We start from the raw sequence: 26006 nt of genomic DNA on the forward strand, positions 1-26006 counted from the left end.
TCGTCGAGCAGCGGTCTCGCCCAAATTCTTTCAGTTCGACCGAGTTTTCTGTGCTCTTGCTCGCGCTCCGAGTGGAACGCGATAGTTCGCTTTTGATGGTGTAGTTGACATTTCCAAACACGGCTCTCTCCGCAGTTCTTGGCGGAGGCTTGTCATTAAATGGAAATATTTATCATATGTAAGTGGGTGTATCTGGGCGAATGCGATCGGCGGCGAGGCGGTCGTGGACGATCGCCGCTATGCTGTCGCGAGTAGCCCATCGAGTCGACCAGAAGCGCCTTCGGGTCGACGAGAAGCTCGTTCACTTGCGGGTGTCGCAGGGACGGCGTCCGCGGACTGGGTTTTGCTTTTATGTGGCGTTTGGACTGGGGGCGCTGCCATGTCGGATCAGAGTTCGCCGACTCCTGAGCGAGGCGGACGGAGGTCGGACTGGCTCGCAGTCACTCGGCCGCTCGAGGTGAGATGGCTGGTCGGCGTAGCGGTGATGGTGCCTGCGCTGCTCGCTGTCGGCGTTTATTGGCTACGCAATTCGCGGTCGTCCACCTATTCGAGGGCGCAGGACTCGATCATCGACGTCCGCCTGCTGTCTCCGCGCGAGCAGCACAACCGCGCGCAGGAGCCGCCGCCGAGGAACGGCCCGGCGTCCGCCATTCTGTCCGAGCGATCTATCGAAATCCCCGTGTCCACTGACGTCGATCCGGACGCTGGGCCGACGCCACGGGAGTGGATCGTCGACGCGCGGGCGGCCGCCGAGGCTCCCGCCGCTTCCCCGACGCGGATACGCGCGTCGGACAATCGAGCCGCGCTCGCCTTCCAAAAGACGCTGCTGACCCATATCGCCCGTTTCCGGCATTATCCGGAAGAGGCTCGGCGGGCGGGATGGCAAGGAACGGTCCAAGTGCTTTTCGCGATGCGGAGAGACGGCGTCGTCACCGACGTCCAAATTCGGACGAGCTCAGGCCAGAGCGCTCTCGACGCGGCAGCCGCCGAAACGATCCGGCGGGCGCAGCCGCTGCCGAGAATCCCGCGCGAGCTGCCCGACCGACTGACAATTCTCGCGCCGATCGCTTTTGATATGCTCTGACACGAAAGCGCGCGCGGGCGCATAACGGACGCTGCGCTCCGGCTTCGTTCAAATCGTGGAGTTGAAGGTCATGCGCGTCGCCTTATCGGCCAATCCGGCTTCTGCGACGAGGCGGGCTGGCGACCCTGGTGGCGGCCGCGTCTTGCGGGCGTCGTTCTCGCCATCGGTTTTCGTAACGGCATGGATCGCGTTTTTTGTCTATGCGGCGTCGGCGCAGGACGACGCCGCGCGGCCGGACCCGCCCCACTTCTACGACATTCCCGCGCAATCGCTCGCAAGCGCGCTGGAGGCCTATGGCCAGGCGGCCGGCGTGCAAGTGCTCTTCGAGAGCCGATCCGCGCTCGGACGCCGGTCTGCGCCGCTGCTCGGCAGCTTCACCGCCGACGCCGCGCTCGAGCGGCTTCTGGCCGGAACCGACGTCAAAGTTCGCTTTGTCGGCCCAAACGCGATCACGCTCGAGTCGCTCGCGTCTCGCTATGATCTGCCGCCTGCCCATCCTCTCGCCTCGGCGGACATGTCCCTCGATCCGCTGCAAGTGCAGGCGTCCCGGGACAGCGACCGCGACCAGGGACTGTTGCGGGATTACAGCAACGCTGTCCGCAGCGACATAGAGAGGGCTCTCCGCCGGAACGCGCGGACGCGCTCGGGGAATTACCGTATCGGCGTCAAGCTCTGGGTCGACGACGCGCGCAGGATCGAGCGCGCCCAATTGTTCCAGTCGACCGGCGACAAAGAGCGTGACGCAGCGGTGAGCGCCTCTCTCCAGGGGCTTCTCATCAGCCGGGATGCGCCGACCCACCTCGAGCTGCCGGTCCGTGTCCTGGTCGTCGTCAAATCGCTCCGATAGACGGGCTGCGCCTCGTAAAGGCCGAGACTATGTCGCCGCGACGGCCGGATGGCGACTACTCGGGGGATGTTCGAAGACGCCTCGAGCGAGGCTGTCATAAATTCGTCGTCCGACGCCATTACTTATTGCACGCTCTCGAATTCTGGAGAGCCGGCGGCGTCGGGGCCCGAGTTCCGTGATTGACACCAATCGTGCGAGTCTTTGCAATCATCTCGTCGAAAGTTACGACGAGCTGCTGAGGCGCCTGACGAGGCGGTTGGGCTCGGCAGACTTCGCATCTGAAGCGCTTCACGAGACATTTTTACGATTGGACCGAGTCGGCGAGGTGGCCTTCGTTCGTAGCCCGAAAGACTATATTTTTCGTACTGCCGTCAATATCGCCAAGGATCACAAGAAGGCCGGACGGAATCGCGTGAGCGCCGCGGCGGTGGATGCGATTCTGGACATTAGCGACGAAGCGCCGGGACCAGCGCAGATCGCCGAAGCGCGCTCGGAGATCGAAGCCTTCACGCGGGCGATGGCCGAGCTTTCGCCGCGGCGCCGCGAAGTGTTGCGGAAAATCGCCGTCGAGGGCCGGACAGCCCAAGAGGTCGCGACGAGCTTGGATGTCACCACTCGGACCGTCGAGGCTGATCTGAGATATGCTTTGACCCATTGCGCGGATCGTCTGAGCCGCAAGCGCGTCCTTCGGCTAGGGGGGCCGCGGCCGAAGTCGTGACGCCGTCGCGCGATTACGACGCGAGCCCGGAGAACGTGACGAGATGCTCCCGAGTCGGACGCGCTTGGTCAGCCGGAATCTCCCCGGCAAACCTCCCTCTTTTTTTCCACAGCGTTTCGGGATAGGCGACCGCCAGTCGTCTGATCTAATGAAGGGTCGGACGCATTCGTGAGCGTCGGCGCGGGCCATCGACGACGTGAGCGGACATTGTCTCGCTCATGGTGCATTTGATCGAGACGACGATCCGACCGGACGGCTCCGCGGTGGGCCGAAAAAAATCGATGCGACAAGATTGCTGCAAACCCATAGAATCGCATAAAGATACGCGATATTCTCGCGTTCGAAGGGGAGAATATTCGCGTGGCCGGCGCCGCCGACGAGCCTCGAACCGTGAATGAGCCGGCCGATACGCCCGAGCCTCGCCCGCTGTTGGACGAAGCCCTCGGCTGGATCGTCCGACTGAAAACCGGTGAACCGACCGCAGCAGACCTCGAAGCGCTGCAGCGCTGGCGCGCGCAGAGCCCTCTTCACGAAGAGGCGTTCCGGGACGCCGCGCGCGTCTGGCGTCTCATCGGCGTAGCCGGCCGGGAGCTCGCCGACGAGACCAGCGAGAAGAACGCCTCCCCGCTGCAAGCAATGCCGCTGCGCTCGGCGATGACGCGCCGCGCGTTTGTCGGAGGCGCCGTCGCCGCCTCCGTCGCCGTCGTCGCGCTCCTTCGCCCGCCGCTCGATCTATGGCCGTCGCTCAAGGAGTTCTCCGCCGACTACCGCACGGGCAAAGGCGAGCGGCGAGTGGTGGCCGTCGCTCCGGAAGTTTCAGTCGAACTGAACACACAGACGAGCATCGCGGTGAAGCCGACGCAGGCTGCGTTGCAGATCGAGCTGATTTCCGGGCAGACAGCCGTCTCCGTCGACCTGCCGCAGACGCGGCCTCTGGTGGTCCTCGCAGCCGGGAGCAAGATCACGGCGAACGAGGCGCGCTTCGACGCGCGCTGCATCGGCGGAATCGTCTCCGTGAGCTGCCTCGAAGGCGCAGTGAGCGTCGAGCAGGACGCATTCGTGCTGCGCATCGGCAAGGACGAGCAGGTGTCGTATGGCGCGGACGGAATCATGCGATCCTCACGCATCGATCCGCGTCGGGTGACTGCTTGGCAAGAGGGACTGCTGATCTTTCACGACGCGCCGCTCGCCGAGGTCGTAGAAGAGGTCAATCGCTACAGGCCGGGCAAGATCATCATCGCCACTACCGATTTGAGCCGGCGCATCGTCGATGGCGTCTTTCGCGTCGATCGGCTCGATGTTCTCGTGGAGCAGGTCAAGCGCCTGTTCGGAGCCCGCGCGATAACGCTGCCGGGCGGCGTCGTCCTGCTCGGCTGACTCAGGCTTTCGTCCCGGCCGCGACCGACCGTCCTCTCCAAGCTCTCACGATCTCGCGAGCATAGGCTCGGCCTTTTTCTCGAATTAAATTTTCGGGTCAGGGCTAACCGAATCGTCTTTGAAACGAGGAGCGCGTTTGTCGTCACTCCGGGCAATGATCGACTGCCCGGAGCGCGCTGCCTGCGTTGATGAGGGGCCGAATGGTTTTGTCGAGGAGTAGGCCGAATGGCCGCGCATGTGCGCGGCTTCGCGCCGATGTCGGACGTGAGTTTGTCGCGTTTCTGGTAATGTGCGGCGGCCTGTCGGCGTCGACTCCCGCGCTGTCTGCTGGCGTGAAGCAGGGCGCTGCGGCCGCGACGACGTCCTCGAAAACGACGGACGCCAAGGCGCCTGCCTCCGCACCCTCGAAGGTCGCACCGGAGAAACCCGCGCCGGCGCCGCGTTTCGACATAGACGATTTCGTCGTCGACGGAGCCGACCGGTTGACGCAGCTCGAAGTCGAGGAGGCGGTCTATCCATTTGTCGGTCCGGGGCGCACCGCCGCCGATGTCGAAAAGGCCCGCGCGGCTCTCGAAAAAATCTATCATGACAAAGGCTTTCAGACGGTCGCAGTATCCATCCCGCAACAGAACGCGCAGGGCGGCGTCGTCGTTCTCAAGGTCGCGGAGCTGAAGATCGGCCGCTTGCGGGTGAAGAATGCGCGTTTCTTCGACGTCGACAAGATCAAAGCCAAAGCGCCTTCTCTGAAGGAAGGAAGCGTGCCGAACTTCGGCGAGGTGACGAAGGACGTCGTCGCGCTCAACCAATGGCCGGACCGGCGCGTGACGCCCTCGCTGCGCGCCGGCGTCACGCCAGGCACCGTGGACGTCGACCTCGACGTCGAAGACAAATTGCCGCTCCATGCGAATTTGGAGTTCAACAATCGGCGCTCGCCCAACACGACGCCACAGCGCGTCCTCGGCACGGTGCGCTACGACAATCTCTGGCAGCTCGGCCATTCGTTGAGCTTCACCTATCAAGTGGCGCCGCAGAAGCGCTCCGATGCGGAGATTTTCTCGGCCTCCTATTTGGCGCGCGTGCCGGATATCGATTGGCTCGCCGTTCTCGTTTATGGTCTCACGTCGACGAGCGACGTCGCGACCGTCGGCGGCGTGAATGTCGTCGGGCCGGGTCAGACCCTCGGCCTGCGCACTGTGATGTCACTGCCGGCCATCGAGAACTTGTATCATTCACTGTCGGTGGGGCTCGACTACAAGCATTATGGCGAGGTCGTCCGGATCGGAACGGAAACGTCCTCCTCGTCGCCGATCACCTATTATCCTCTGGTCGCGAGCTACAACGCCACCTATCAGACCGAAAATTTCACCACGCAGCTCAATGCGTCGGTCACTCTGAACATGCGCCCGGCAGGCAGCAACGAGACCGAATTCGACAATAAGCGCGCCTACGCGTCGGGAAATTTCACGCATTTCAACCTCGACGTCTCACATCTGCAGGAGCTGCCGGTCGGCTTCCAGGGCTATGGCCGGATCGTCGGCCAGATCGCCGACGGACCATTGGCGTCGAGCGAGCAGATCAGCGTCGGCGGTCTCGATACGGTCCGGGGCTATCTCGAATCCGAGGTTCTCGGCGACACGGGCGCGGCTGGCACAGTCGAGTTGCGTAGCCCGAACGTCGGCGAGATGCTGCAGGATGCAGTCAAGCGAGAGGCCGGCGCGGACAGCCTGCCGGTGAGCTTGTTCAACGATTGGCGCCTGTTCGGCTTCGTCGACAAGGGCGTCGTCGAGGTCATTCATCCGCTCTCCGAGCAGCAGGCGCATTTCAATTTGTGGAGCTACGGCTTCGGGGCGCGCGTCAAGCTGCTCGACCATGTGAGCGGCATGTTCGTCTATTCGATGCCGATGATCAGCCAAACCTATACGCAGGCGAAGGAGTCGCGCCTGAACTTCCGTGTCTGGGGTGAATTCTGATGACGACGATGACGTTCGACATGCGCTTTCGATTCGAGGCGGCCGACCGCCAGTTCGCGCTCGTGCTGGCGCGCAGCCGCTTCCGCGTCGCCACGATGCTCTTCTGCGTCGCAGCGATAATGACATTATGGTCGTCGTCCGCTTCGGCCTGGTGGAATGACGAATGGCAGCTTCGCAAAAAGATCACCATCGACGTCAGCGCCTCCGGAGCCAATATCACGGATCCGATCGGCGCGACGCCGGTGCTGGTAAGGCTGCACATGGGCAATTTCCGCTTTTCCGCCGCCAAAGAGGATGGCAGCGATCTGCGTTTCGTCGCCGGCGACGACAAGACGCCCCTCAAGCATCACATCGAGAAGTTCGACGCGCTTCTCGGCGAGGCGCTGATATGGGTCGGCGCGCCGAATGTGCAGTCGGGCGCCAAGACCGATATCTGGCTGTACTATGGCGATAAGAAAGCCGTCTCGACCAGCGATCCGAAGGGAACTTATGATCCGGACGCCTTGCTCGTCTATCATTTCGCGGAGCGCGGAACGCCGGCGCTGGACTCGTCGGTCTGGAGCAATAATGCGGCGAGCGTCGGTCAGTCGGCCGACGGCGCGATCATCGGCGGCGGGTTGCGGCTCGACGGCCGCGCGCCTCTGACGCTTCCCGCGTCCCCGCCATTGGCTCTTGCCGCTGGCGGCGCCTTCACCTTTTCGGCGTGGATCAAACCGGCTGCGCTCGCTTCCGATGCGACGCTCTACAGCCGCCGCGACGGAGCCGACGCATTGACGATCGGCCTCGACAATGGCGCGCCCTATGTCGAAGTGACGAACGCGGGCGCCGCCAAGCGCAGCGCCGCCGGCGCCCCGATCGCCGTGAACGCATGGCGGCATCTCGCAATCGTCGCGGACGCGGGGAAGATCGCGCTCTATGTCGACGGACGCCCCTATGGGACGCTCGACGCGAGCCTTCCCGCGCTCCGCACCGTCGCTTTGATCGGCGGCGAAGCCGACGCAGCGCTGGCCGCGACTGCGCCGGGCTTTGTCGGCGACATCGACGAATTGCAGCTCGCCAAGAGCGCGCGTCCCGCGGGGTTCATCAAATTCGCTGCAGTCGGGCAGGGGCCGGATCCATCCAAGCTCATTTCTTTCAGTGTGGACGAGGAAACCGCGAGCTGGCTGTCCGGCTATATGGTGGTGATCCTGAAATCGGTGACGCTCGACGGTTGGATCGTCATCGGCATTTTGATGATAATGGCCGCGATCAGCTGGCTCGTCATGATCGACCGCGCGACATATTTGAACCGGCAAGCGAGAGCCAATACGCAATTCATGAAGAGCTTTCGTGAGATCGCAACAGATCTGACCGCGCTCGATCACAGAGACGATGAGGATGTGGCGACGTTCGGGGGCCGCATCAGCATGACCGTCGCGGAGTCGATGCGGGCCTCCTCGCTCTATCGAGTCTATCACATCGGCGCCTCGGAAATCCGTCATCGTTTCGTGGCTTCCGGCGTGCGGAGGGGAGCGCTCTCCGGTCCATCGATTGCGGCGATCCGCGCGGCGCTCGACAGCGGGGTCGTCAAGGAGACGCAGCAGCTCAATCGGTTGATGGTGGTGCTGACGATCGCGATCTCGGGCGGGCCGTTCCTCGGGCTGCTCGGCACGGTGGTCGGCGTCATGATCACCTTCGCGGCGATCGCGGCGAGCGGCGACGTGAATGTCAATGCGATCGCCCCGGGAATCGCCGCGGCGCTGGTGGCGACCGTCGCCGGCCTCGGCGTCGCCATTCCCGCGCTGTTCGGCTACAATTATCTCATCTCCCGCATCAAGGACCTGACCAGCGACCTTCACGTCTTCGTCGACGAATTCGTGACGCGCATGGCCGAATCTTATTCCGACGATCGCCTCGAGACGATCGAGCGGCGGATCGCGGGGGAGTGAGGCAATGAAAATCCAAGACGACACGAAGCCCTATGACGACATCAACATCACGCCGATGCTCGATCTCGCCTATGTGCTGCTGGTGATCTTCATCATCATGACGACGGCGACGGTGCAAGGCCAGAAGGTCAATCTGCCGAAAGCCTCCGCCGCGCCGAGCCTCGCCACCCAGACGACGAAGGCGATCACCATCGCCAATGACGGCAAGATTTTTCTCGACACGATTCCGGTCACGCTGCCCGAACTGGAGCAACGGCTTATCCAGCAGAAGGCGCTCACGCCGGAATTTCCGATCGTGCTGCGCGGCGACGCGCAGGCCCAATATCAGAGCGTGATGGATATCCTCGATCTCTTGTCGCGCATCGGGCTGACGCAGGTGGGACTCGCCACCAAGCCGTTGGTCCGGTGAGCGATGACGCGGGAAAATCGGAGTAGGCGTCATGAAGTCGTCGATCAGACCGAAAAATCGCCGGCCCGAGCGTGGAGATTCCGACGCGCGCCGTTTCATTGCGGCGGCCGCAAAAGACTGGATCAGGCGCTATCGAACAGGCGTCGTCTTCGGCGGAGCGACTTTTTCGATCGTCATCGTCATCATCATGGCCCTGTCGGGCCATGATGATCTCCCGCCGCCACGCCAGGTTCGCGAGCTGTCGATCGTCAATATTGTTTCCCCGCCGCCGCCGCCTCCACCGCCGCCCGAGCAGAAGATGATCGAGCAGACGAAGATCGATCAGCCGGAGTTCCAGGAGCCGAAGCCGCTCGACGAGCCCCAGAAGGCGCCGAAGCAGGATGCGAAGAACAACGAGCCGCCGGGGCCGCTCTCGCTCGACGCCAAGGGGCAAGGACCCGGCGATCTTTTCAATCTCGGCGGCAAGCCAGGTGGAAATCCCTATGGCGGCGCTGGCGGCGGAAGCGGATGGGGCTGGTATGCGTCGATGGTGCAATCGCAGCTTCGTTCGGCTCTCGAGGCGCACAAGCGGACGCGTAGGGCGACGATGCGCGGCAATATACGCTTGTGGGCGGATCAGTCGGGTCGCGTGGTCAGAGTGCAGCTCAGCGGAACGACTGGCGATGCAGAGCTCGACGCGGTTCTTCGCAACGAGGTGTTCGGCAATCTCACGCTACGTGAGCCGCCGCCCAAAGGCATGCCGATGCCGATGATTATCCGGATCACCGAACAGCGTCCGAGCTGATCGAATTTCGTAATTCAAGCCATGCGTATGGGCTGAAGAGTGCTGGGGAGTTTCATGTTCAAGAGAAAGTCGGGAGCGCGTCGGCGTTCATTGGTCCTCGTCGCGTCTCTTTGCGCCTGCGCCGGCGCAGGGCCGGTTGTGGCGCAGGATGCGGCGGACGAGGGACCGGCGGCGGAAGCGAAGCGACCGAGAGTGTCGCGCGCAAAGCCGACGTCGCCCAATGCGACGATCAATCTGGTCAATCTTCTCGTCAAGCAGGGGGTGCTGTCGGAGGACCAGGCGAAAGCGCTCGTCGAGCAAGCAGCCAATGAGGCCTATGTGCAGCGTCAGGCGGCGAAGGATGCGACGGCGAAAGCGGGCGACGCAGCCAAAGTCGCGACGGCCGCCGCCGCGGCGGCCTCGCCGCCGGGCGTCAAGCATGTGACCTATGTCCCGGAAGTGGTGAAGCGGCAATTGCGCGATGACATCAAGAAGGAGGTCATGGCGACGGCCGAGCGGGAGAATTGGGCGTCGCCCGGCAAATATCCCGAATGGGCGTCACGCATCCGCTTTTATGGCGATATGCGCATGCGCTATCGCGGAATCTACTATCCCAGCGGAAACGACCAGTATGACGCCGTCAATTTCAACGCGATCAACACCGGATCGCCATATGACGTGAGCAAAACCAATCCCTATTATTATCCAACCTATGACGTCACGCAGAACCGCGATCAGTTCCGCTTCCGTGGTCGTCTCGGAATGCTCGCCGATCTCCACGATGGCTTTTCGGCCGGATTGCGCTTTGCGGGAGGCGAGAACAACTCGCCGGTGTCGCAGAACCAGACCTTCGGCGCCAACGGCGGCAACTTTTCGAACTATTCCTTATGGATCGATCGCGCCTTTTTCAAATATCAACCGATCGACGGAGTTACTCTCTCGGCAGGTCGAACGGATAATCCAATCTGGTCGCCGACAGATCTCGTCTGGTACCGAGACATCGGATTTGACGGCTTCTCGGCGCAGGGCCGATATGAGATCGTCCCGGGCATCACTTCTTTCGTCTCCGGCGGAGCCTTTCCGGTTTTCAACACGGATCTGAACGCGGGAATCAATCTGCCGTCTTATGGCGGCGGCCCTCCGACCAAGCTGCCGAGCCATGATAAATGGCTCTTCGCCGGGCAAATCGGCGCCGCCGTCAAACTCGACGACGATTACGCATTCAAGGTCGCGGCTTCTTATTATGACTTCAGCAAAGTGCAGGGAGAATCGTCGAGCCCTTGCCGCGTCTATAGCGCATCGGACGGGTGCGACACGGATCTGACCCGGCCGTCGTTCGCGCAACGGGGCAACACTTATACACCGCTGCGGTCGATCATCAGCGACACTTCGAACAGCGGCGGGACGACCAATCAGTATCAATATTTCGGGCTCGCGCAGCAGTTTCGGCCATTCGTCGCGGCCGGTGAAATCGATTTCGGCCATTTCGATCCGATTCATGTCGTTCTGGATGGCGAGTATCTAGTGAACACGGCGTTCGACGGAAAGACCAGGCCCGATCTTCTCGCCAACAATCTTGTCGGGGCGTTCGAGATGAGCCCTGGCGCCTGGTTTCCAGGCTATTACGTCGGCGGGAAATACGGCTATCTCGCGAGCGTCACAGTCGGACATAAGGAGATCCGTCGTATCTGGGATTGGAATGTTTTCGCCGGCTACAAATATCTGGGGTCGGATGCGATGGTCGACGCGTTCGTCGACGCGGATTTCGGACTCGGCGGCACAAATCTCAAAGGCTATTTCGTCGGCGGCAATCTGGGCGTCGGCGAGAATGTTTGGCTGTCGCTGCGCTGGATGAGCGCCAACAACATTTCAGGCGTTCCTTACGCCGTCGACGTTCTGCATGTCGATCTCAACGGGAAGTTCTGATCATGCGTGCTCGAACATTTTGTCTCGCCATCGCGCTCGCCGCCTCATCGACTCTGACAGGCGCGCGCGCCGACTCGGACGCCGACCGCCTGCGCGAGGCCCTACGCGGCGCGATCACGCAGCAGCGCGTGCTCGAGGACCAGCGCGCAGCGCTGCAGGCGAAGCTCACGGAGGCTGAGAGCGAGCGCGCGGGGCTGAAGGAGCAGATCGGGGTCGCCAAGGCGGAAGTGAAGCAGATCGCGAAACAGCATCGCGACGCCGTGGAGGAGTTCAATCGACGGCTCGCCGAGCGGGATGAGACATTTGAGAAGTGGAAGGCTGCCTATGAGGAGGCGGCCAATGTGGCGCGCGCCAAGGACGCGGAGCGCGCCAAATTCGAGGCGCAAGGCGTCGCTTACAAGGCGAGTGTCAAGAGCTGCGTCGCTAAGAACGCGGAACTCGTGAAGCTCGGGCGCGAATTGCTGGAGCGCTATCAGGCGGCGAATTTCGTCGATCTCACCGTGGTGAGCGAGCCGCTCACCGGCGTGCGTCGCGTCGAAATTCAAAATCTCCTGCAGGACTACAACGACAAGATCCTCGATCACAAGGTGAAGCAATGAGCAATGTGTCGATCCGAACTGCGATCCTCCACCGCGCAGCGTGCGCTTTCACATTCGGAGCGGCGATCGGCCTATCGATGGACGCTCTGGCGGAAACGCCCCCGAGCGGCGTGTCGGCGCCCAGCGTCAGAGCAGCGCCCAGCGTCAGATCGGCGCCGCAGGCTCAAGCGAGCAAACCGAAAGCGTCTTTCGACAGTGCGAGCCCGAGCGGCAAGGCGTCCACGGACGTGGTCGCGCATGTCGGCGACACTGACGTTACGGCGACCCAATTGCGCGCTTATGTCGCCGCGCTCGGAGCACGCGAGCAGGCGGCGATCGCCAAGGAGCCTGCGTTGCTCAATCAGGCGGTGCGTCTCTTGCTCAACGAGCGCGTCGTGCTGCAGGAGGCGATCGCCAAGCAATGGGATCAGCAGCCGCATGTCGCGGCGCAGCTCGAGCAATTGCGCGAGCGCGCCATTGTGGAGCTGTTTCTGCAATCCGTTTCGGCGCCGCCCGCGAATTTTCCGAGCCAGGACGAGATGCAAAAGGCCTATGACGCCAATCGCAGCGCCTTCGTCGTTCCACGCCAGTTTCAGCTCGGCCATATTTTCGTCGCGGCGCCCAAGGACGCCGACCGCGCGACCGAGGACAAGGCGAAGAAGGCGCTCGAAGACACCGAGCGCAAGCTGAAAGTGGGAGGCGTCGATTTTATGGCGGTCGCGCGCGCCGGGAACGACGCCAACGACGGGGGCGAGCTCGGCTGGGTGGCGGAAGGCCAGATTCGACCCGAGATCCGCGCGCGCGTCATGGGTCTCGGGAAGGGCGCGGTCTCGGAGGCGATCCGGCTCGACGACGGCTGGCACATCGTCAAGCTGATCGACACGAAGGCGTCGTACACGCGATCGCTCACCGAGGCGCGCGAGCAGCTCGCGCAGCAGATGCGCACCGAGCGAGCGAACGCGCTACGCCGCGCCTATGTCGCCGAGCTGCTGAAGAAGCATCCGGCAGTCGTCAATGAAATCGCGCTTTCGAATCTGCTCGACAGCGTCCGAAAATAGTTCCACGCGTGAAAGGTCGTTCATGTCCGAAAGCCTCGTCACATCATTGACGCTCGACGACTTGCGAGATCTCCTCCAGCAGGTCGGCTACCGCGTCGAGACGGCGACCGATCCGGTCGTCAATGTCGTCTATCTTCGTTCGGCGACGAGCGGTCTCTCCTTCGACATACGTCCGGGCAATCGCTCGGCCGGCGACGAAAGTGGCCGTTTCGCCGATATGGCGTTCATATCCATACTCCAAGTGAATGGCGAGCTGCCGCAAGACCTGGTCAATGGCTGGAATATCGCGCGGCGCTTTTCGCGGCTCCAGCTCAGCGGGCCGTTTCTCGCGCTCTGCATGGATGTTTCCGTCGTCGGCGGCGTGACGCGAAGCCATTTGCGGGCGCAGATCGAAATCTGGGATCGGCTGGCGCAGGAGCTTATCGTCTATTTGCGTGAGGGATTGCGCAGACCGCAAACGAATGGTGTCGAGAGCGACGGTGCGAGTTCGGCCCGGCCCGATCCCGCGACTTGGCCCGGCGCACCCGCTTCACATTGACAATTCTCGCAAAACATCGGCATCGACATGACATCTCGCGCTTTCGCTCCCAAATCCCGCGGCTCGCGCCGCGGCGCCGCCGCAGCTCGCCGAGATTCGGCAGCGTCGTCAATCCGGATCAAGGGGTCGACGGGCCCGCTCTCCCGCTGCGTCCTATTGTCGGGAGTGAGCGCGATCACTTTGTCGCTGATCGTCCTGCACGGGGTCGACGGTGCGGCGGCGCGACCGCTCGGCCGCGCCTCGGGGGTGACGGCGGCGCCGAGTGTCGCGATCGACGCCGCGACGAGCGAGGCGCAGCAGGCGGCGACGATCGCCAAGCAGAGCCAGGGCACGCTGCAGCGCGCGACGCAGGCGATCCAGGCCATGCAAGCCGCTCAGGCGGCGGCGCGCGCAGCGGCGGCCGGCGCGACGAGCTCCAGCATAGCGAACGGGCTCAGCGTCGGCGGAAACGGCACGCTGCCGGGCCTCGTCGTCGATCCGCGCGTCGGCTCCACTTCCGGTCTCTGGATCAACGCCGATCTCCCGACGCAGTCGGCCAGTGACGGCAAGACCACCGTCACCATCAAGCAAAACGCTGCGCAAGCAGTGATGACGTGGCTCTATTACAATGTGTCGCCCAATACGACGGTCGTCTACGATCAGCAGGGCAATACGAGCTGGGTCGCACTGAACCGCATCGACGCGACCGGAACGCCCAGCCAGATCCTCGGCCAGATCAAGGCCGACGGAACAGTGCTCATCATCAATCCGAATGGCGTCATCTTCGGCGCCGGCGCGCAGATCAACGTCCATTCGCTCATCGCCTCCTCGCTCGACATCGACGGAACGACGTCGTCGAGCGTCTTCAACGGGACGGCGGCCTATAACAAGATGTCGCTTCATGTCGACGGACTGGGCGATGTCAACGCCTATGCGCCGCCGAACGAGGTCGCGGCCAACACGAACTTCGTCGGCAGCGACGCGGGGCAGGGGCTTTTCCCGATCGCGACGGCGCTCGGGACGACGATCGGCAATTCGACGCGCTTCAGCATGGGCACGATCGCCGGTCAGACCGTCGGCGCGGTCACAGTCGAAAAGGGCGCGTCGATCGAGACTTCGGTCAATTCGACGGGCGACGGCGGCTATGTCGCGCTGCTCGGGCCGAATGTGACGAATTCCGGCTCCATCACGACGAAGAACGGCCAGATCATCCTCGCCGCTGAGGGCTCGGCGCTGCTCAGCGAGCCGCAGTCGACGGCGACGGGCGTGCATACGGCTATTGTCGTCGATCAGGACTTTTTCGGGGGCACAAATCCGACGAACAGCACCTTCACCGTGTCCTACCAGGGCGTGGCGAAGAATGACGGTCTGCTGATGGCGCCGAGCGGCGCCGTGTCGATCAACGGCGGCACGATCGACCAGCTCGGCGTGCTGGAGGCGACGACGAGCGTGACGCGCCCAGGCTCGATCACGCTCTATGCAACGGACGATATCGCCTTCGGGCCGGACAGCGTCACCGCTATTCTGCCCGACGAGGAGAGTGGTACGGTGCCGACGGGCACGGCGACGTCGGATTACTTCACGAGCAGCCTGCAGCCGCAGATTTCGGTCACCGCCCTCGGTGGTGGCGTCGACTTTCAATCCGGCTCGCTGCTGCGGGCGCCGAGCGCATCGGTGAACATGACTGCGCCCGAGGTGCTGCTCCAGAACGGCGCGACAATCGACGTCTCGGGTCTCGCCGATGTGCAGGTTCCGATCTCCAATTTCCTCGTGACCTTCGTCGTCACGCCCAATGAGATCGCCGACTCGCCACTCGCCGCCGCGCTCGTCGGCAAGACGGTGACGATCGACACGCGGGTCGGCTCGCCGATCGTCGACGCCTCCGGCTACGCCAAGCTCATTCCCAAGTCGATCGACGAGATTTTGACGGTCGGCGGCTCGGTCAATGTCTCGGGGACGAATTTCATCCAACAGCCCGGCTCGATCGTCGATCTTTCTGGCGGCTATGTGACCTATACCGGCTCGGCGGTGAGCACGACGCGCCTCGTCGGCGCGGATGGGCGCTTCTACGACATCGGCAGCGCCGATCCGACGATCCGCTATGTGGGCGTCGCGGCGGGGAGTGGCTTCACGGTCGATCACACGCGCTGGGGCGTGACCGAGACCTATGTCAATCCGCTGCTGAGCAAGTCGTATTACGAGCCGAGCTACATCGCCGGCGCCAGCGCCGGCTCTCTGTCGATCGCGGCGGCGCCGATTCTCGATGGGACGATTCTCGGCGAGACCGTGACCGGGCTGCGCCAGCGCGCCAATGCGCAGGGCGGCGGAACCGCAGTGCAGACATCGCTCGCGCAATTGCCGGCCGGCGCGTCACTGACGATCACCTCGTCCACTGCCTTCGTGTCGAGCTATCTGCTCGAATCGAGCGCGGACGCCGGCGATGATCCTTATGGCCTCTCGACATACAGCTACGGAACGAATTGGCGCACGCCCTCGACCTTGCCCATTCTGACGGATCGACTGTCCGAGACCGGTTTCGCCTCGATCACGATCCAAGGCTCCGGCACCAGTCAGCAGACAGTGAACATGGCCACGGGCGCCGTTCTGAAGGTTGCCTCGGGCGGCTCGGTCACCTTGACGAATGTCGAGACCATCGACGGCTCGATCATCGCGCCCGCCGGCAAGATCACGCTCTCCGGCCATATCTACAATAGCGACGTGACTCCCACTTCGATTCCCGCCGATCTGGTGATCGGATCGAACGCGCTTCTCGACGTCCACGGGCTGTGGATCAACGACTCGGGGGCCGTCGGCAATCAGTTGCAAGGTTCCGCCTTCATCGACGGGGGCTCGATCAGCATCACCACTTTGGCCGCAACCTATCACCGAGGGCGGGCCGACACCGACAATGTCGACGCGACGCAGAGCATCATTCTGTCGCCGGGCAGCATCATCGATGTTTCGAGTGGCGGCTATGTCGGCTCCAACGGCAAATTGAAGCTCGGCTCCGATGGTCTGCCGGTCGGCAAGGGCGGAAGCCTCTCGCTGGTCACTTATTCGGGCGGATTCGGCGGGCTCAACAGTGACTATCAACCCTACTACGAGCAACCGACCAACGGCAATCAGCCCAATACGGCGACAGTGGTTCTCGGCGGGACGATCTATTCCAACGGCTTCGACACGGGCGGAACCTTGACCCTCACGGCGCCGACGATCACCATCGACGGGCAGGCGAGCGCGATCACATCCTATACGTCCGGCACGCGATCCGGCGAGATCGTCCTGCCGGCGAGCTTCTTCACCGACAATGGATTTTCCAACTATTCGCTGATCAGCGTCTATGGCAGCTCGACGGTGACCGCCGGCACGACCGTGCTCTTGCGGCAGGCGAATTATCTCGGGGCGAACGACGCGCTCTTATCGCTGCCGACAGGCGCGGTGCTGCGCGACGTCGCGACGGTCGGACTCGCGCCCGACGGATTGCGCAATCCCGTGAGCTTCGCGCTGCAGGAATATGGCTATATCTACGGCGGGACGGGACCGAGCACAACAGCGGGAACGCTGCTCGACGCCGGGGCCAGAATCATCGCGGAAGCGAATGCGACGCGGCAGGCGACGGTGACGCTGGCGGCCGCCGGCCCGGTCACCGTGCTCGGCGAGATCATCGCGCCCGGCGGCGACATCGTCCTGGCCAATACAGGCGTCTCGAACGGTTCGACCGGGCCGACACAGACGGTGGCGCCGATGCAGCTCACCATCGGCGTCGACGCCGTGCTGGACGTGAGTGGTGTGTTCATTGCCGATCCGACCGTGACCGCCTATCGTACAGGCAGCGCGCTCGACGCCGGAACGATCACGCTGTTCGGCGATTCGGTCACTGCGCAGACGGGCTCGCGCTTCCTTCTCGACGGGACGTCGGCGGAGGTCGAGGTTCCCTCCGGCGCGGGACTGTTCGGGCCGCGCTTCGCGACGCAGAAGATATGGAGCGACGGCGGGGTCCTGCAGATCGGCGCGTCCTCTCTCTATTTCGCCGGCTCTGTCAGCGCGCATGGCGGCGCGGAATTGGCGAACGGCGGCCTGTTCCGCATCGGAATACCGGCGGCGAGCGCGCCGAGCCTTCTCTCCAGCCGCGTGACCACCGGCTATGTGGGGCTTCCCGGCACGATAGTCGTCGAGCAGGCGGGCGTCATCGGCGCCGCCTTGGCGTCGCACACGACCTTGCAGGGCAATGCCTTCATCGGCGTCGACACGCTGAACAATAGCGGCTTCGACTCGATCGAGCTGAACGCCGCGACCACGGTCGCCTTCGTCGGATCGCAGTCGATTCAGATGCGCGGATCGCTCATCCTCGGCGGCGACCTCACATTGCTGCCGGCGAGTGGCGGCGATCCATTGACCTATAGCGCCTCCTCGATCGGCCACACGACTGTGGATTTGAGCGCTGGCTATGTGTGGCTCGGTCAGATCACAACAGGAGCTACCCTGCCTGCCGCGACAGCGAGCGATGGATCGATAAATATTTCGGCGCAATGGATCGACATCGGCAATCCGGGCTACGGCAGTCCCGACCCCGGCCGCGGCGCGACCGTCAATTTCCGTAATGTCGGCTCCGTCACTCTCGACAGCGCCGACGCGATCCGGCTGATGGGGTTCAACTATGGGTCGACGGGCAATAGTTTCGTCGGCTCGCTCAGCGTTGCAGGCGATCTGACGCTGAAAGCGGCGGAAATCTATCCGACCAGCGGAACGAGCTTCACGCTGAAGGCGACCGGCACGATCGACATTGAGCAGAATGGCGTCGCCAGCGCGCCGCTGTCGGCCGGCGGGACGATCATCGTCGACGCGGCGAATATCGTGCAAAACGGCACGCTCTGGGCGCCCTTTGGGCAAATTGTGCTCGGCAATACGACGACGACGCAGAGTGTCACGCTCGGCGCCGGCAGTCTCACCTCCGTCTCGGGAGCTGGCTCGCTCATTCCGTATGGCTACACTGTCGACGGCGAGGTTTGGTACGTCGGACAAACGACCACGAGCACAAGCGGGACCACCATTATTTATAACGGCTCCAGCCTCACCGCGAGCCCGACCAAGGCGATCACCCTCAATGGCGCCAATGTCGTCACATCGGACGGGGCAAAGCTCGATCTTTCGGGCGGCGGCGATTTCTACGCCAGCGAATTCGTCGCCGGCACGGGCGGCAGCCGCAATGTGCTCGCCGGCTCCACCGTCTACGCCCTCGTTCCGAGCTCCTCGGCCAAGGTCGCCGCCTATGATCCGACCTTCGCCGCGACGAATTCCGACATCGGTTCCGCCGCCTTCGCCTCCAGCCTGCTGAACGCGCCCGCCGGAACGGCGATCTATATCGCCGGCGGCAATGGGATAGCGGCGGGCTATTACACGCTGATGCCCGGCATGTATGCGACCTTGCCCGGCGCCTATCGCGTCACCGTCGCTTCCTCCTCGGTGAAGAGCGCCGCGACGCAGAGCTACGCGTCCATGGACGGCTCGCTCTATGTGACCGGCAATTTCGCCAATGTCATCACCGGGACGCGCTCGTCGCAGACCGTGCTGTTCCAATTGCAGTCGCAAGCGACCTGGTCGCAATATTCGCAGATCGACATCACCTCCGGCACGAGCTTCATCCGCAATCTCGCGCTGACCGCCGGGACGGCCATACCCGCTCTGCCGGTCGACGGCGGCTCCCTGATCTTCGCTGCCCGCAATTCCTTGTCCATCGATCCCGGCAGCACCTTCGGCTTCGCGGCGGGCGTGAGCTCGCTCGCGCCGGATATCGCCGGCGTCGGCGGCCAATTGGCGATCAGCGCCGACAAGGTGCTCGTGCTCGCCTCGGACAAGACGGCGCCGACGGGAACCTCCGGCTATCTCGTGCTCAACGCCGATCAGCTCGACACTGTCGGCGCGACCACTCTGCTGATCGGCGGCTCGTCGACCGTCGATTCATCGGGCAATCTGGTCGTGACGGGCGTTGCGACAGATGTCGAGATCGCCACCGACGCCGCTCATCCGCTGAGCGCGCCGCAGCTTCTCGTCGTCACCAAGGCGGGCGGCGGCGGCATTCTCATCGATGACGGCAGCGCCATTGCCGCGGTGGGAACCGTGCCGAGCGGCGCGGACCGCGCGATTGTCGTCGGCGTCGATCCGATCGCGCAGATCAATAGCAGCGGTGTCGTCACCGGCTACACGGCCGGCGTGAGTGGGGAAGGCTCGCTGCTGCGCGTCTCGACCGGCCAGATGGTCACGGTGACGCGCAATTATCTGCCGGGCCTCTACACGGGGTCCGGGCCGACGCCGACGCCCGCCGCCAAGTCTGGCAGCCTGGTCATCGGCGCAAATGTGCGCATCGACGGCGCCGCCGCGCTCACCCTGGATTCGAGCGGCGTCAATCGCGTCGGCGCCAGCGCCACGCTGATCGCCAAAGCCTTCGACCTTTCCGCCAAGGCGATCGATTTCGGCGCTGACAGCAGCTCCGCCGGCCTCGCGCTGACCGATGCGATCCTCGCCAATTTCATCGGCGCGGATTCCGTGCGCCTGCGCAGCGCCTCGGCGTTTAATTTCCACGATGTCGGCGGGCTCGAAATCGGGGACGCCGCGCAACCGATCGGCCAGCTGATCTTCGACGGCGGCGGCTTCTACAGCGCGGGCGGCGAGACGAGCGTCTACGCCACCAATATCACGCTGACGAACACGCAGAGCGCCTCGACGACGGCCAATGGCCTCGCGGGAAGCGGCGGCCAGCTGACATTCGTCGCGAGCAAGACGATCACGCAGAGCGCCGGGACGATGACGGCGAACGGCTTCGGGACGATCACGCTGCAGGCGGGCGAGGCGATCCGCTTCGTCGGGACGGGTTCGCTGACGGCGAGCAATGGCGCGGGCGCCGCCGGCGTCGTCCTCTCTTCGCCAAATGTCATCGCGGCCACCGGCGCCGCGCAGGCGCTGACGACGAGCGGCGCTCTGACCATTCTCTCGACGGGCGCGGCGGCGGCCGTCGATGTGACGGAGATCGGCGGCAGCCTGTCGCTGACCGCCGCGAGCATCGTCGATTCCGGCACGATCACCGCGCAGGCGGGAACCTTGTCGCTGACCGCGACCAATGGCGATGTGACACTCGACGGCGGCGCCGTGGTGAACGCGGCCGGCACGCGCATCGTGCTCGGCGCCAGCACGGAATATTCGCCCGGCGGCGTGGTGAAGCTCGTCTCGCAGACGGGCGACGTGACGATCGCGAGCGGCGCGAAGGTGGACGTCTCGGCTGCCAAAAATCCCGACGGATCTTCGGGCAACGGCTATGCGGGCGGAATTTATGTCACGACCGCCAATGATGGGACGACGACGCTTCAGGGAACGCTCGACGGCTCGGCGGCCTATAAGGACGCGGGCGGAGCTTTCGTGCTCAGCACCGGGACCATCGTCGGCGATCTTCCGTGGGGCGGCTTCACCAGCCGCTTCGCTGCGGCGATCTATCAGCCGGGCGACATCGTCGTGCCGACAGGCGTGACGCTGAGCTCGACCGAGGTGCTGCTCGTCGCCAATCAGGGCAGCGTCATCGTCAATGGGACGATCGACGCCAGCGGGCCGACCGGCGGCAGCATCGCGCTCTATGGCGCCGGAACGACGACGCTGGCCGCGACCGATCCTGGCGCTACGGGCGTCATCATTCGCTCCACCGCCAAGCTCGACGCCCACTATGTCGCGGCGGAAAAGGACGATCCGGGCTACGCAAACGGCGAGAGCGCGCAGAGCCAGCGCGGCGGCACGATCACCCTCGGCACGACGGGCGCCACGAATGGAACGCTGAATGCGACCTATGGCTACGAGAATGTGACGGGCTCGGGCGCCGTCAAGGTGGAGAGCGGCGCGATTTTCGACGTGAGCGGCGGTCCGGGTGGGGACGGCATCGACAATACCGGCGGCGTCGTCGTCGTGCGCGCGCCGATCCTGACGAACAACAATGTCAATGTCAGTTTCAAGGGCACTGTCGTCACCAATGCGGACTCCAGCGGGAACGCCAGTGGCCAGGGCGTCGTCCTCGACGCTTTCGCAGTGTGGAGCACGACCGATTCCTGCACGCTCATTTCGGGAGGCTGCGGCTCGATCACGACCGTCGCGCAATATAATGCGCTGACGGCGGCGCAAAAGGCGCAGATGCAGCAGCATTTCGACGGGATCATCGACCCGGCGGGCTTCTTCAGCGGAGTGGGCGCGCAGATCATCTCGGCGACATCCGGCCTCTATCCGACTTCGACCTATGCGGCGCCCGCCAGCGGAGCCTATCTGCCGCATGTCGGCTTCTATCAGAACAATCTGCTCAATTTCGTCGAGAATCCGTTCAGCGGCAATGCGGCGGCGGTGGCGGCCGATTTTGCGGAAGCCAAATTGCAGGTCGGCGACAGACCGGCGACGGCCTTGCCCTCGACCTCCCTGCATCTGCGGCCGGAGGTCGATCTCGTCAATCCGTCCAGCAGCATCAATGGCGGCAATGTGAACGTCGCCTCCAATTGGAACCTCGGCGCCGGCGTCTACAATACGGCGACGGGCGCCTTCTCGCTCTATTACCGGACGACCAATGGCGGCGAGCCGGGCGTGCTGATGTTGCGGGCCGCGAATAATATCCAGCTGAACGCTACGATCAGCGACGGATTCTATGAGACCAGCGACCCGTTCTTCGTCGCCGCGGTGGCGAGCAGTCTGGCCCTCAACAATCCTTCTCTCGCCCAGGCAACGAGTCTGTATTTGTCGAGGAACACGAAGGGGACGGCCGCCTATATGCCGGGGATGACATCCATCTATGCGCCCCCCACTGTCTTTCCGTCTTCCTATGGCGCCGTCGCGCAAAACACCTGGTATGCATTGTATTACTATTATTATTCAAATACTTTGATTGGCTATGTCAATAATGTCGGCGGAGCCGCGAGCGCGCGCTATATTACGACCAACGCCTCGGGTTCCGGCACATTCGACAATGATCCCACCCATTATTCGTCTTATGCCGCTTATGTGGCCGCCTATAACGCCAATTATGTGGGCTCGCGCTATGTCACGGGCGTCGCAGGCGTCGCGAACGAAGCGGCCCAAACCTTCACGACCCCGACGAGCTCGGTGAATGGCGCCACGCAAAATCTGACCAATTTCGACAATAATCCAACCCATTATACGAGCTACGCCAATTATGCCAGCGCCTATCAGTTATACGAAGCCAAAATGGCGGCATATATCAAGAGTTATTACGCCGTTTACAACCAAAAGCCGGCCAACAGCAGCGTCGATCCGAGGACCTATCCTTCGACTATTCTCGCGCCCATACCGCCGGTCTATGGCAGCGTCTATGCTAGCGGCGCGACCGAGACCGCGGCGCAATTCAACAGCGACTATTCCACTTACTACACTGGCACCGGAACAACCGCCGTCTACCGCAATTGGATCGCTTATTATGCAACCGCTACTAACTTGGTCGAGCCGGGCAATGTGAACGGCATCGGCGCGAGCACGACCGGCATGGCTCTGTGGCTCGGCGTCATGCCCTATCTTCCCGCCATCTCCGAAACGCCGCCGATCGTCATTGCCCAGAGCGCCCAGCCGGGCCCCGCCAACGCCATCGCCAATAATCCCGCCAGCAATGTCACGACGGATAGTTTGGGCAATGCGGTGACGATCAAGGATTACAATACGACTTCGGCGGCGAGCCTGATGCCGGCGAGCTTCGGGGCCAGCTCGTCCTATGATTTCGTCGCGGGCGCCTATTTCGGTGTGGGCGGCGCCTCTTCCGTCGATCCCAACGCAGTCGTCGCGCTGAGCGGCGCGATCGACCCCAAGGCGCCGACCGCCAGCATCGTCATCAATGGCCACACATCCTATACGGACCCGCTCGACACGACGAAGACGATCTCCATACCGACGATCGTGCGGACCGGCACGGGATCGATCACGCTGACGGCGGCCGGCAATGTCGAGTTCACCGATCCGATCGTTCAAGGCGCCGTCTATACGGCCGGCGCCGCGACGACGACGCCCGCCGACTATAAAGCGCCGACCCTGGCGAGCGCCTATAACGCCAATCCCAACGGGCTGGTCTCGACGCCGGCCTGGGGGACAGGCGGTGGATCGATCGTCGTCAATGCCGGAGGCTCCATCATCGGCGTCGCCGCGGCGACGGAGAGCGAGACTTGGGCCGACTGGCTCATTCATTACGGCTCGTCGGACGGCGACAGCACGCCCTTCTCCGGCTGCGCGGCGACCGGCGCCACTGCCTGCCAGACGGCGGCCTGGGTCAATTATGCGACCTTCTTCCAGAATTTCGGCGCGCTCGGCGGCGGCGACATCACGCTGCGGGCCGGACGTGACATCACCGATATTTCCGCCTCTCTGCCGGAGACGATGGTCGTCGCCGGCGGCTTCACCGCCGCCGATCCGGCTCACGCCATTTATTACGGCGGCGGCAATCTGCTCGTGCAGGCGGGCGGGAATCTCAATTCCAGCGCCTTTCTGGTCGGGAGCGGCGCGGGCCTCATCGAGGTCGGCGGCAATGTGCAGCAGACCGCCGACAATCCGATCACCAGCGCGAAGGACGCGGCGCCCTATCCGCTTCTGCTCGCCGCGCAGGACGGCTATATTTCCGTCATCGCCAAGGGCGATCTAACGCTCGGCACGCTGCTCGATCCGACGACGACTTTAGAAAATGGCAATAATGACTATGTGCAGAGCCTGACTCCCACCGTCGGCTACGCCAACTATCGGCCTGGCTCCGGCGCAGCGAACGTCTTCAACAGCTATGGCGCGCAGGCGGGTCTCTCACTCACCAGCATTACGGGCGATGTGAAGGCGATGACGGCGGCGGCCGGCGGGGTCTTCCCGTCCTCCCTGTTGCCGCCGCGCCTCGAGATCGCGGCGTTGCAGGGCGATATCACTGGCCGCAGAGGGACGATCCTAGCCTATCCCACCGACAGCCTGGGACATAACACAGCGAGCTTGACGCTCGCGGCGGCGGGCTCGATCAATATCGATCTTACCGTGGGCACTCCGACGCCGAGGGCGATCAACAGCAGCGTCGGCGGATACGTCAATCCGCTCGGCGTCTCCTTCTACACGCTCGCTTCGACGGAGCTGACGAACAGCGCGCCGATCCTCGTCAGCGCAGGCATGAATCTCGACGGGTCCCTCATCGTCGAGCGGCCGGCGCAGATTCTCGCGGGCCGCGACATAGGCGACACGCAGTTCATATTCACCGGCCTCAATTTCGACGCCTCGGATGTGACCACAGTCGTCGCCGGCCGCGACCTTTCCGGAAATTACTACCTCTACGGTCCGGGTGCGCTCCTCATCGAGGCCGGCCGGAATATTCGCAAGCCGCTTGGCAGTCCGGGCAGCGCCTCCTTCAGCGTCGCTACCGGTGGCAATGGCTCGGGGGGCGGCGCGGACGCCAACGGCCAACTCGTGACATTGCACAACTATCTGCCGGCCGAAGGCGCGGACATCTCTCTGCTCTATGGAATCGCCAAGGGCGTCGATTACGCCTCGGCGATCTCGGCCTATGTCGACCCCGCCTCGGCCGGGACGAATGGAATCGATTTCCTCTCCTTCATCGCCGGTAGCCTCGGCCAGTCGCGCGATCATGCTTGGGCGAGTTTCCAGAGCCTCGACGAGACGCATCAGCATCTCCTCGTCGACAAGGCTTTCCTGCAATTCCTCACGCAGGTGGTGACGGATTATCGCAATTCCTCGAGCGCCTATTATCAGAAATACGGCCGCGCCTATGAGGCGATCGGCACGCTCTTTCCGAACGGCCTCGGCTATGCCAATGACGGCAGCGGCGGCTCCGATCTTTCAGCGATCGGCAGGCTCGTCATGCCCTATTCGCTGGTCGAGACGCAGGCGAGCGGCGACATCGATATCATCGGACCCAATGGCGGCATTCGCGTCGGCTCGGCCGGCCGCGATACGCTGAAGCCCAATCAGGAAGGCATATTGACTTTGCGCGGCGGCTCGATCCGCATCTACACGGATCAGACCGTGCTCTTGAACCAGAGCCGCATCATGACGCAGCAGGGCGGCAATGTGGAGATATTCAGTGGGAATGGCGACATAAGCGCGGGCTCCGGGCCGAAGACCTATGTCGCCAATCCGGTGCTGAGCAAAGTGTGCAACTACATCACCGGCTATTGCTCGGTCAATCCGCAGGGCCTCGTGACCGGCGCGGGCATCGGCGCGGTCGTCACTCTGCCGACGCAGGACCCGAGCCTTTCCAACGCTTTCCTCTCCGCGCCGAAAGGCACTGTGGATCTGGGCGCGGCGGGCGTGCGGGCCGCCGGCAATCTCACCATTGTCGCGCAACATGTCGCCAACGCCTACAACGCGCAGGTCGGCGGAAGCGTCTCGGGCCTGACGACGGCGACGACGGGGCCGAATGTCGGCGCGCTGACCTCGGCCTCCAACACAGCGGGTGCGGCGGCCAAGGCGGTGGGGACGCCGCAGGCCGGGGCCGGAGGCTCCGATACGCCCTCGATCATCACCGTCGAGGTGCTGGGCTATGGCGGCTCCGATCGCGGAGACACTCCGGCGGGCGGCGGCGCCATCGTGACGCCGACGAGCGCCGGCTCGGGTTCGCCCGAGACGCCGCCGCCGGCCAATGGCGCCGGCTCGCAGAGCGACAGGGCGCGGCGCTCGAGGTGAGCCGCGCGGCGTCGATCCAAACCCGGATCGACCCGCCAACGCGCAAGCCGCCCAGAGCGAGCGTGAAAGCTCGCTTGTCGAAGCATGAGAATGCAGGGCATGAGAAGAGGCGAGAAGCCGTTCGCCTGATCGGGAGCAGGCCGG

At 63.7% G+C, this 26006-nt stretch carries 13 protein-coding genes; all 13 read left to right on the plus strand.

Translation table 11 applies throughout. From position 1 onward, the window contains the following. The first annotated feature begins 457 nt into the window (after window positions 1-457). The 13 genes from VIF40_RS18975 to VIF40_RS19035 all read left to right on the plus strand — a co-directional run bounded on the left by VIF40_RS18975 (window position 458) and on the right by VIF40_RS19035 (window position 25862). Window positions 458-1084, plus strand: a complete 627-nt coding sequence (locus VIF40_RS18975; protein WP_331939081.1) for an energy transducer TonB — start codon at window positions 458-460, stop codon at window positions 1082-1084. A 70-nt stretch (window positions 1085-1154) separates the two neighbouring features. Next, a complete protein-coding gene (locus VIF40_RS18980; RefSeq protein ID WP_331939082.1) occupies window positions 1155-1931 on the plus strand; it encodes an STN domain-containing protein in 777 nt (258 codons plus the stop codon). 175 nt (window positions 1932-2106) lie between these two features. Further along, on the plus strand, window positions 2107-2649 hold the full coding sequence (locus tag VIF40_RS18985) for an RNA polymerase sigma factor (protein WP_331939083.1): 543 nt from the start codon (window positions 2107-2109) through the stop codon (window positions 2647-2649). A 390-nt stretch (window positions 2650-3039) separates the two neighbouring features. Then, a complete protein-coding gene (locus VIF40_RS18990) occupies window positions 3040-4026 on the plus strand; it encodes a FecR family protein (RefSeq protein ID WP_331939084.1) in 987 nt (328 codons plus the stop codon). 287 nt (window positions 4027-4313) lie between these two features. Continuing rightward, on the plus strand, window positions 4314-5996 hold the full coding sequence (locus VIF40_RS18995; RefSeq protein ID WP_331939085.1) for a ShlB/FhaC/HecB family hemolysin secretion/activation protein: 1683 nt from the start codon (window positions 4314-4316) through the stop codon (window positions 5994-5996). 95 nt (window positions 5997-6091) lie between these two features. After that, window positions 6092-7924: a DUF2341 domain-containing protein gene (locus VIF40_RS19000; RefSeq protein WP_331939116.1), complete on the plus strand. Its 1833-nt coding sequence runs from the start codon at window positions 6092-6094 to the stop codon at window positions 7922-7924. A 4-nt stretch (window positions 7925-7928) separates the two neighbouring features. After that, window positions 7929-8333, plus strand: coding sequence for a biopolymer transporter ExbD (locus VIF40_RS19005; protein WP_331939086.1), 405 nt, complete (start codon window positions 7929-7931; stop codon window positions 8331-8333). Window positions 8334-8364: 31 nt separating this feature from the next. Further along, window positions 8365-9117 (plus strand): energy transducer TonB, encoded by a 753-nt coding sequence (locus VIF40_RS19010; RefSeq protein WP_331939087.1) that lies wholly within the window; start codon window positions 8365-8367, stop codon window positions 9115-9117. A 54-nt stretch (window positions 9118-9171) separates the two neighbouring features. Beyond that, a complete protein-coding gene (locus VIF40_RS19015; RefSeq protein ID WP_331939088.1) occupies window positions 9172-11022 on the plus strand; it encodes a putative porin in 1851 nt (616 codons plus the stop codon). Window positions 11023-11024: 2 nt separating this feature from the next. Beyond that, window positions 11025-11621: a hypothetical protein gene (locus VIF40_RS19020; RefSeq protein ID WP_331939089.1), complete on the plus strand. Its 597-nt coding sequence runs from the start codon at window positions 11025-11027 to the stop codon at window positions 11619-11621. 227 nt (window positions 11622-11848) lie between these two features. Then, a complete protein-coding gene (locus VIF40_RS19025; protein WP_331939090.1) occupies window positions 11849-12658 on the plus strand; it encodes a peptidylprolyl isomerase in 810 nt (269 codons plus the stop codon). Between the two features lie 22 nt (window positions 12659-12680). Beyond that, window positions 12681-13196: a YbjN domain-containing protein gene (locus tag VIF40_RS19030; RefSeq protein ID WP_331939091.1), complete on the plus strand. Its 516-nt coding sequence runs from the start codon at window positions 12681-12683 to the stop codon at window positions 13194-13196. A gap of 180 nt (window positions 13197-13376) precedes the next feature. Then, complete coding sequence (locus VIF40_RS19035) at window positions 13377-25862, plus strand: filamentous haemagglutinin family protein (protein WP_331939092.1); 12486 nt, start codon at window positions 13377-13379, stop codon at window positions 25860-25862. The last annotated feature ends 144 nt before the right edge of the window (window positions 25863-26006 follow it).

Source organism: Methylosinus sp., from assembly GCF_036560965.1.
Taxonomy (GTDB): Bacteria; Pseudomonadota; Alphaproteobacteria; order Rhizobiales; family Beijerinckiaceae; genus Methylosinus.

Bases quoted from the DNA above. Each gene is read 5' to 3' on its own strand.
- VIF40_RS19015 (WP_331939088.1), top strand. From the start codon at position 9,172: ATGTTCAAGAGAAAGTCGGGAGCGCGTCGGCGTTCATTGGTCCTCGTC.
- VIF40_RS19010 (WP_331939087.1), top strand. From the start codon at position 8,365: ATGAAGTCGTCGATCAGACCGAAAAATCGCCGGCCCGAGCGTGGAGAT.
- VIF40_RS19000 (WP_331939116.1), top strand. From the start codon at position 6,092: ATGCTCTTCTGCGTCGCAGCGATAATGACATTATGGTCGTCGTCCGCT.
- VIF40_RS19030 (WP_331939091.1), top strand. From the start codon at position 12,681: ATGTCCGAAAGCCTCGTCACATCATTGACGCTCGACGACTTGCGAGAT.
- VIF40_RS19005 (WP_331939086.1), top strand. From the start codon at position 7,929: ATGAAAATCCAAGACGACACGAAGCCCTATGACGACATCAACATCACG.
- VIF40_RS19020 (WP_331939089.1), top strand. From the start codon at position 11,025: ATGCGTGCTCGAACATTTTGTCTCGCCATCGCGCTCGCCGCCTCATCG.
- VIF40_RS18980 (WP_331939082.1), top strand. From the start codon at position 1,155: ATGCGCGTCGCCTTATCGGCCAATCCGGCTTCTGCGACGAGGCGGGCT.
- VIF40_RS18995 (WP_331939085.1), top strand. From the start codon at position 4,314: ATGTGCGGCGGCCTGTCGGCGTCGACTCCCGCGCTGTCTGCTGGCGTG.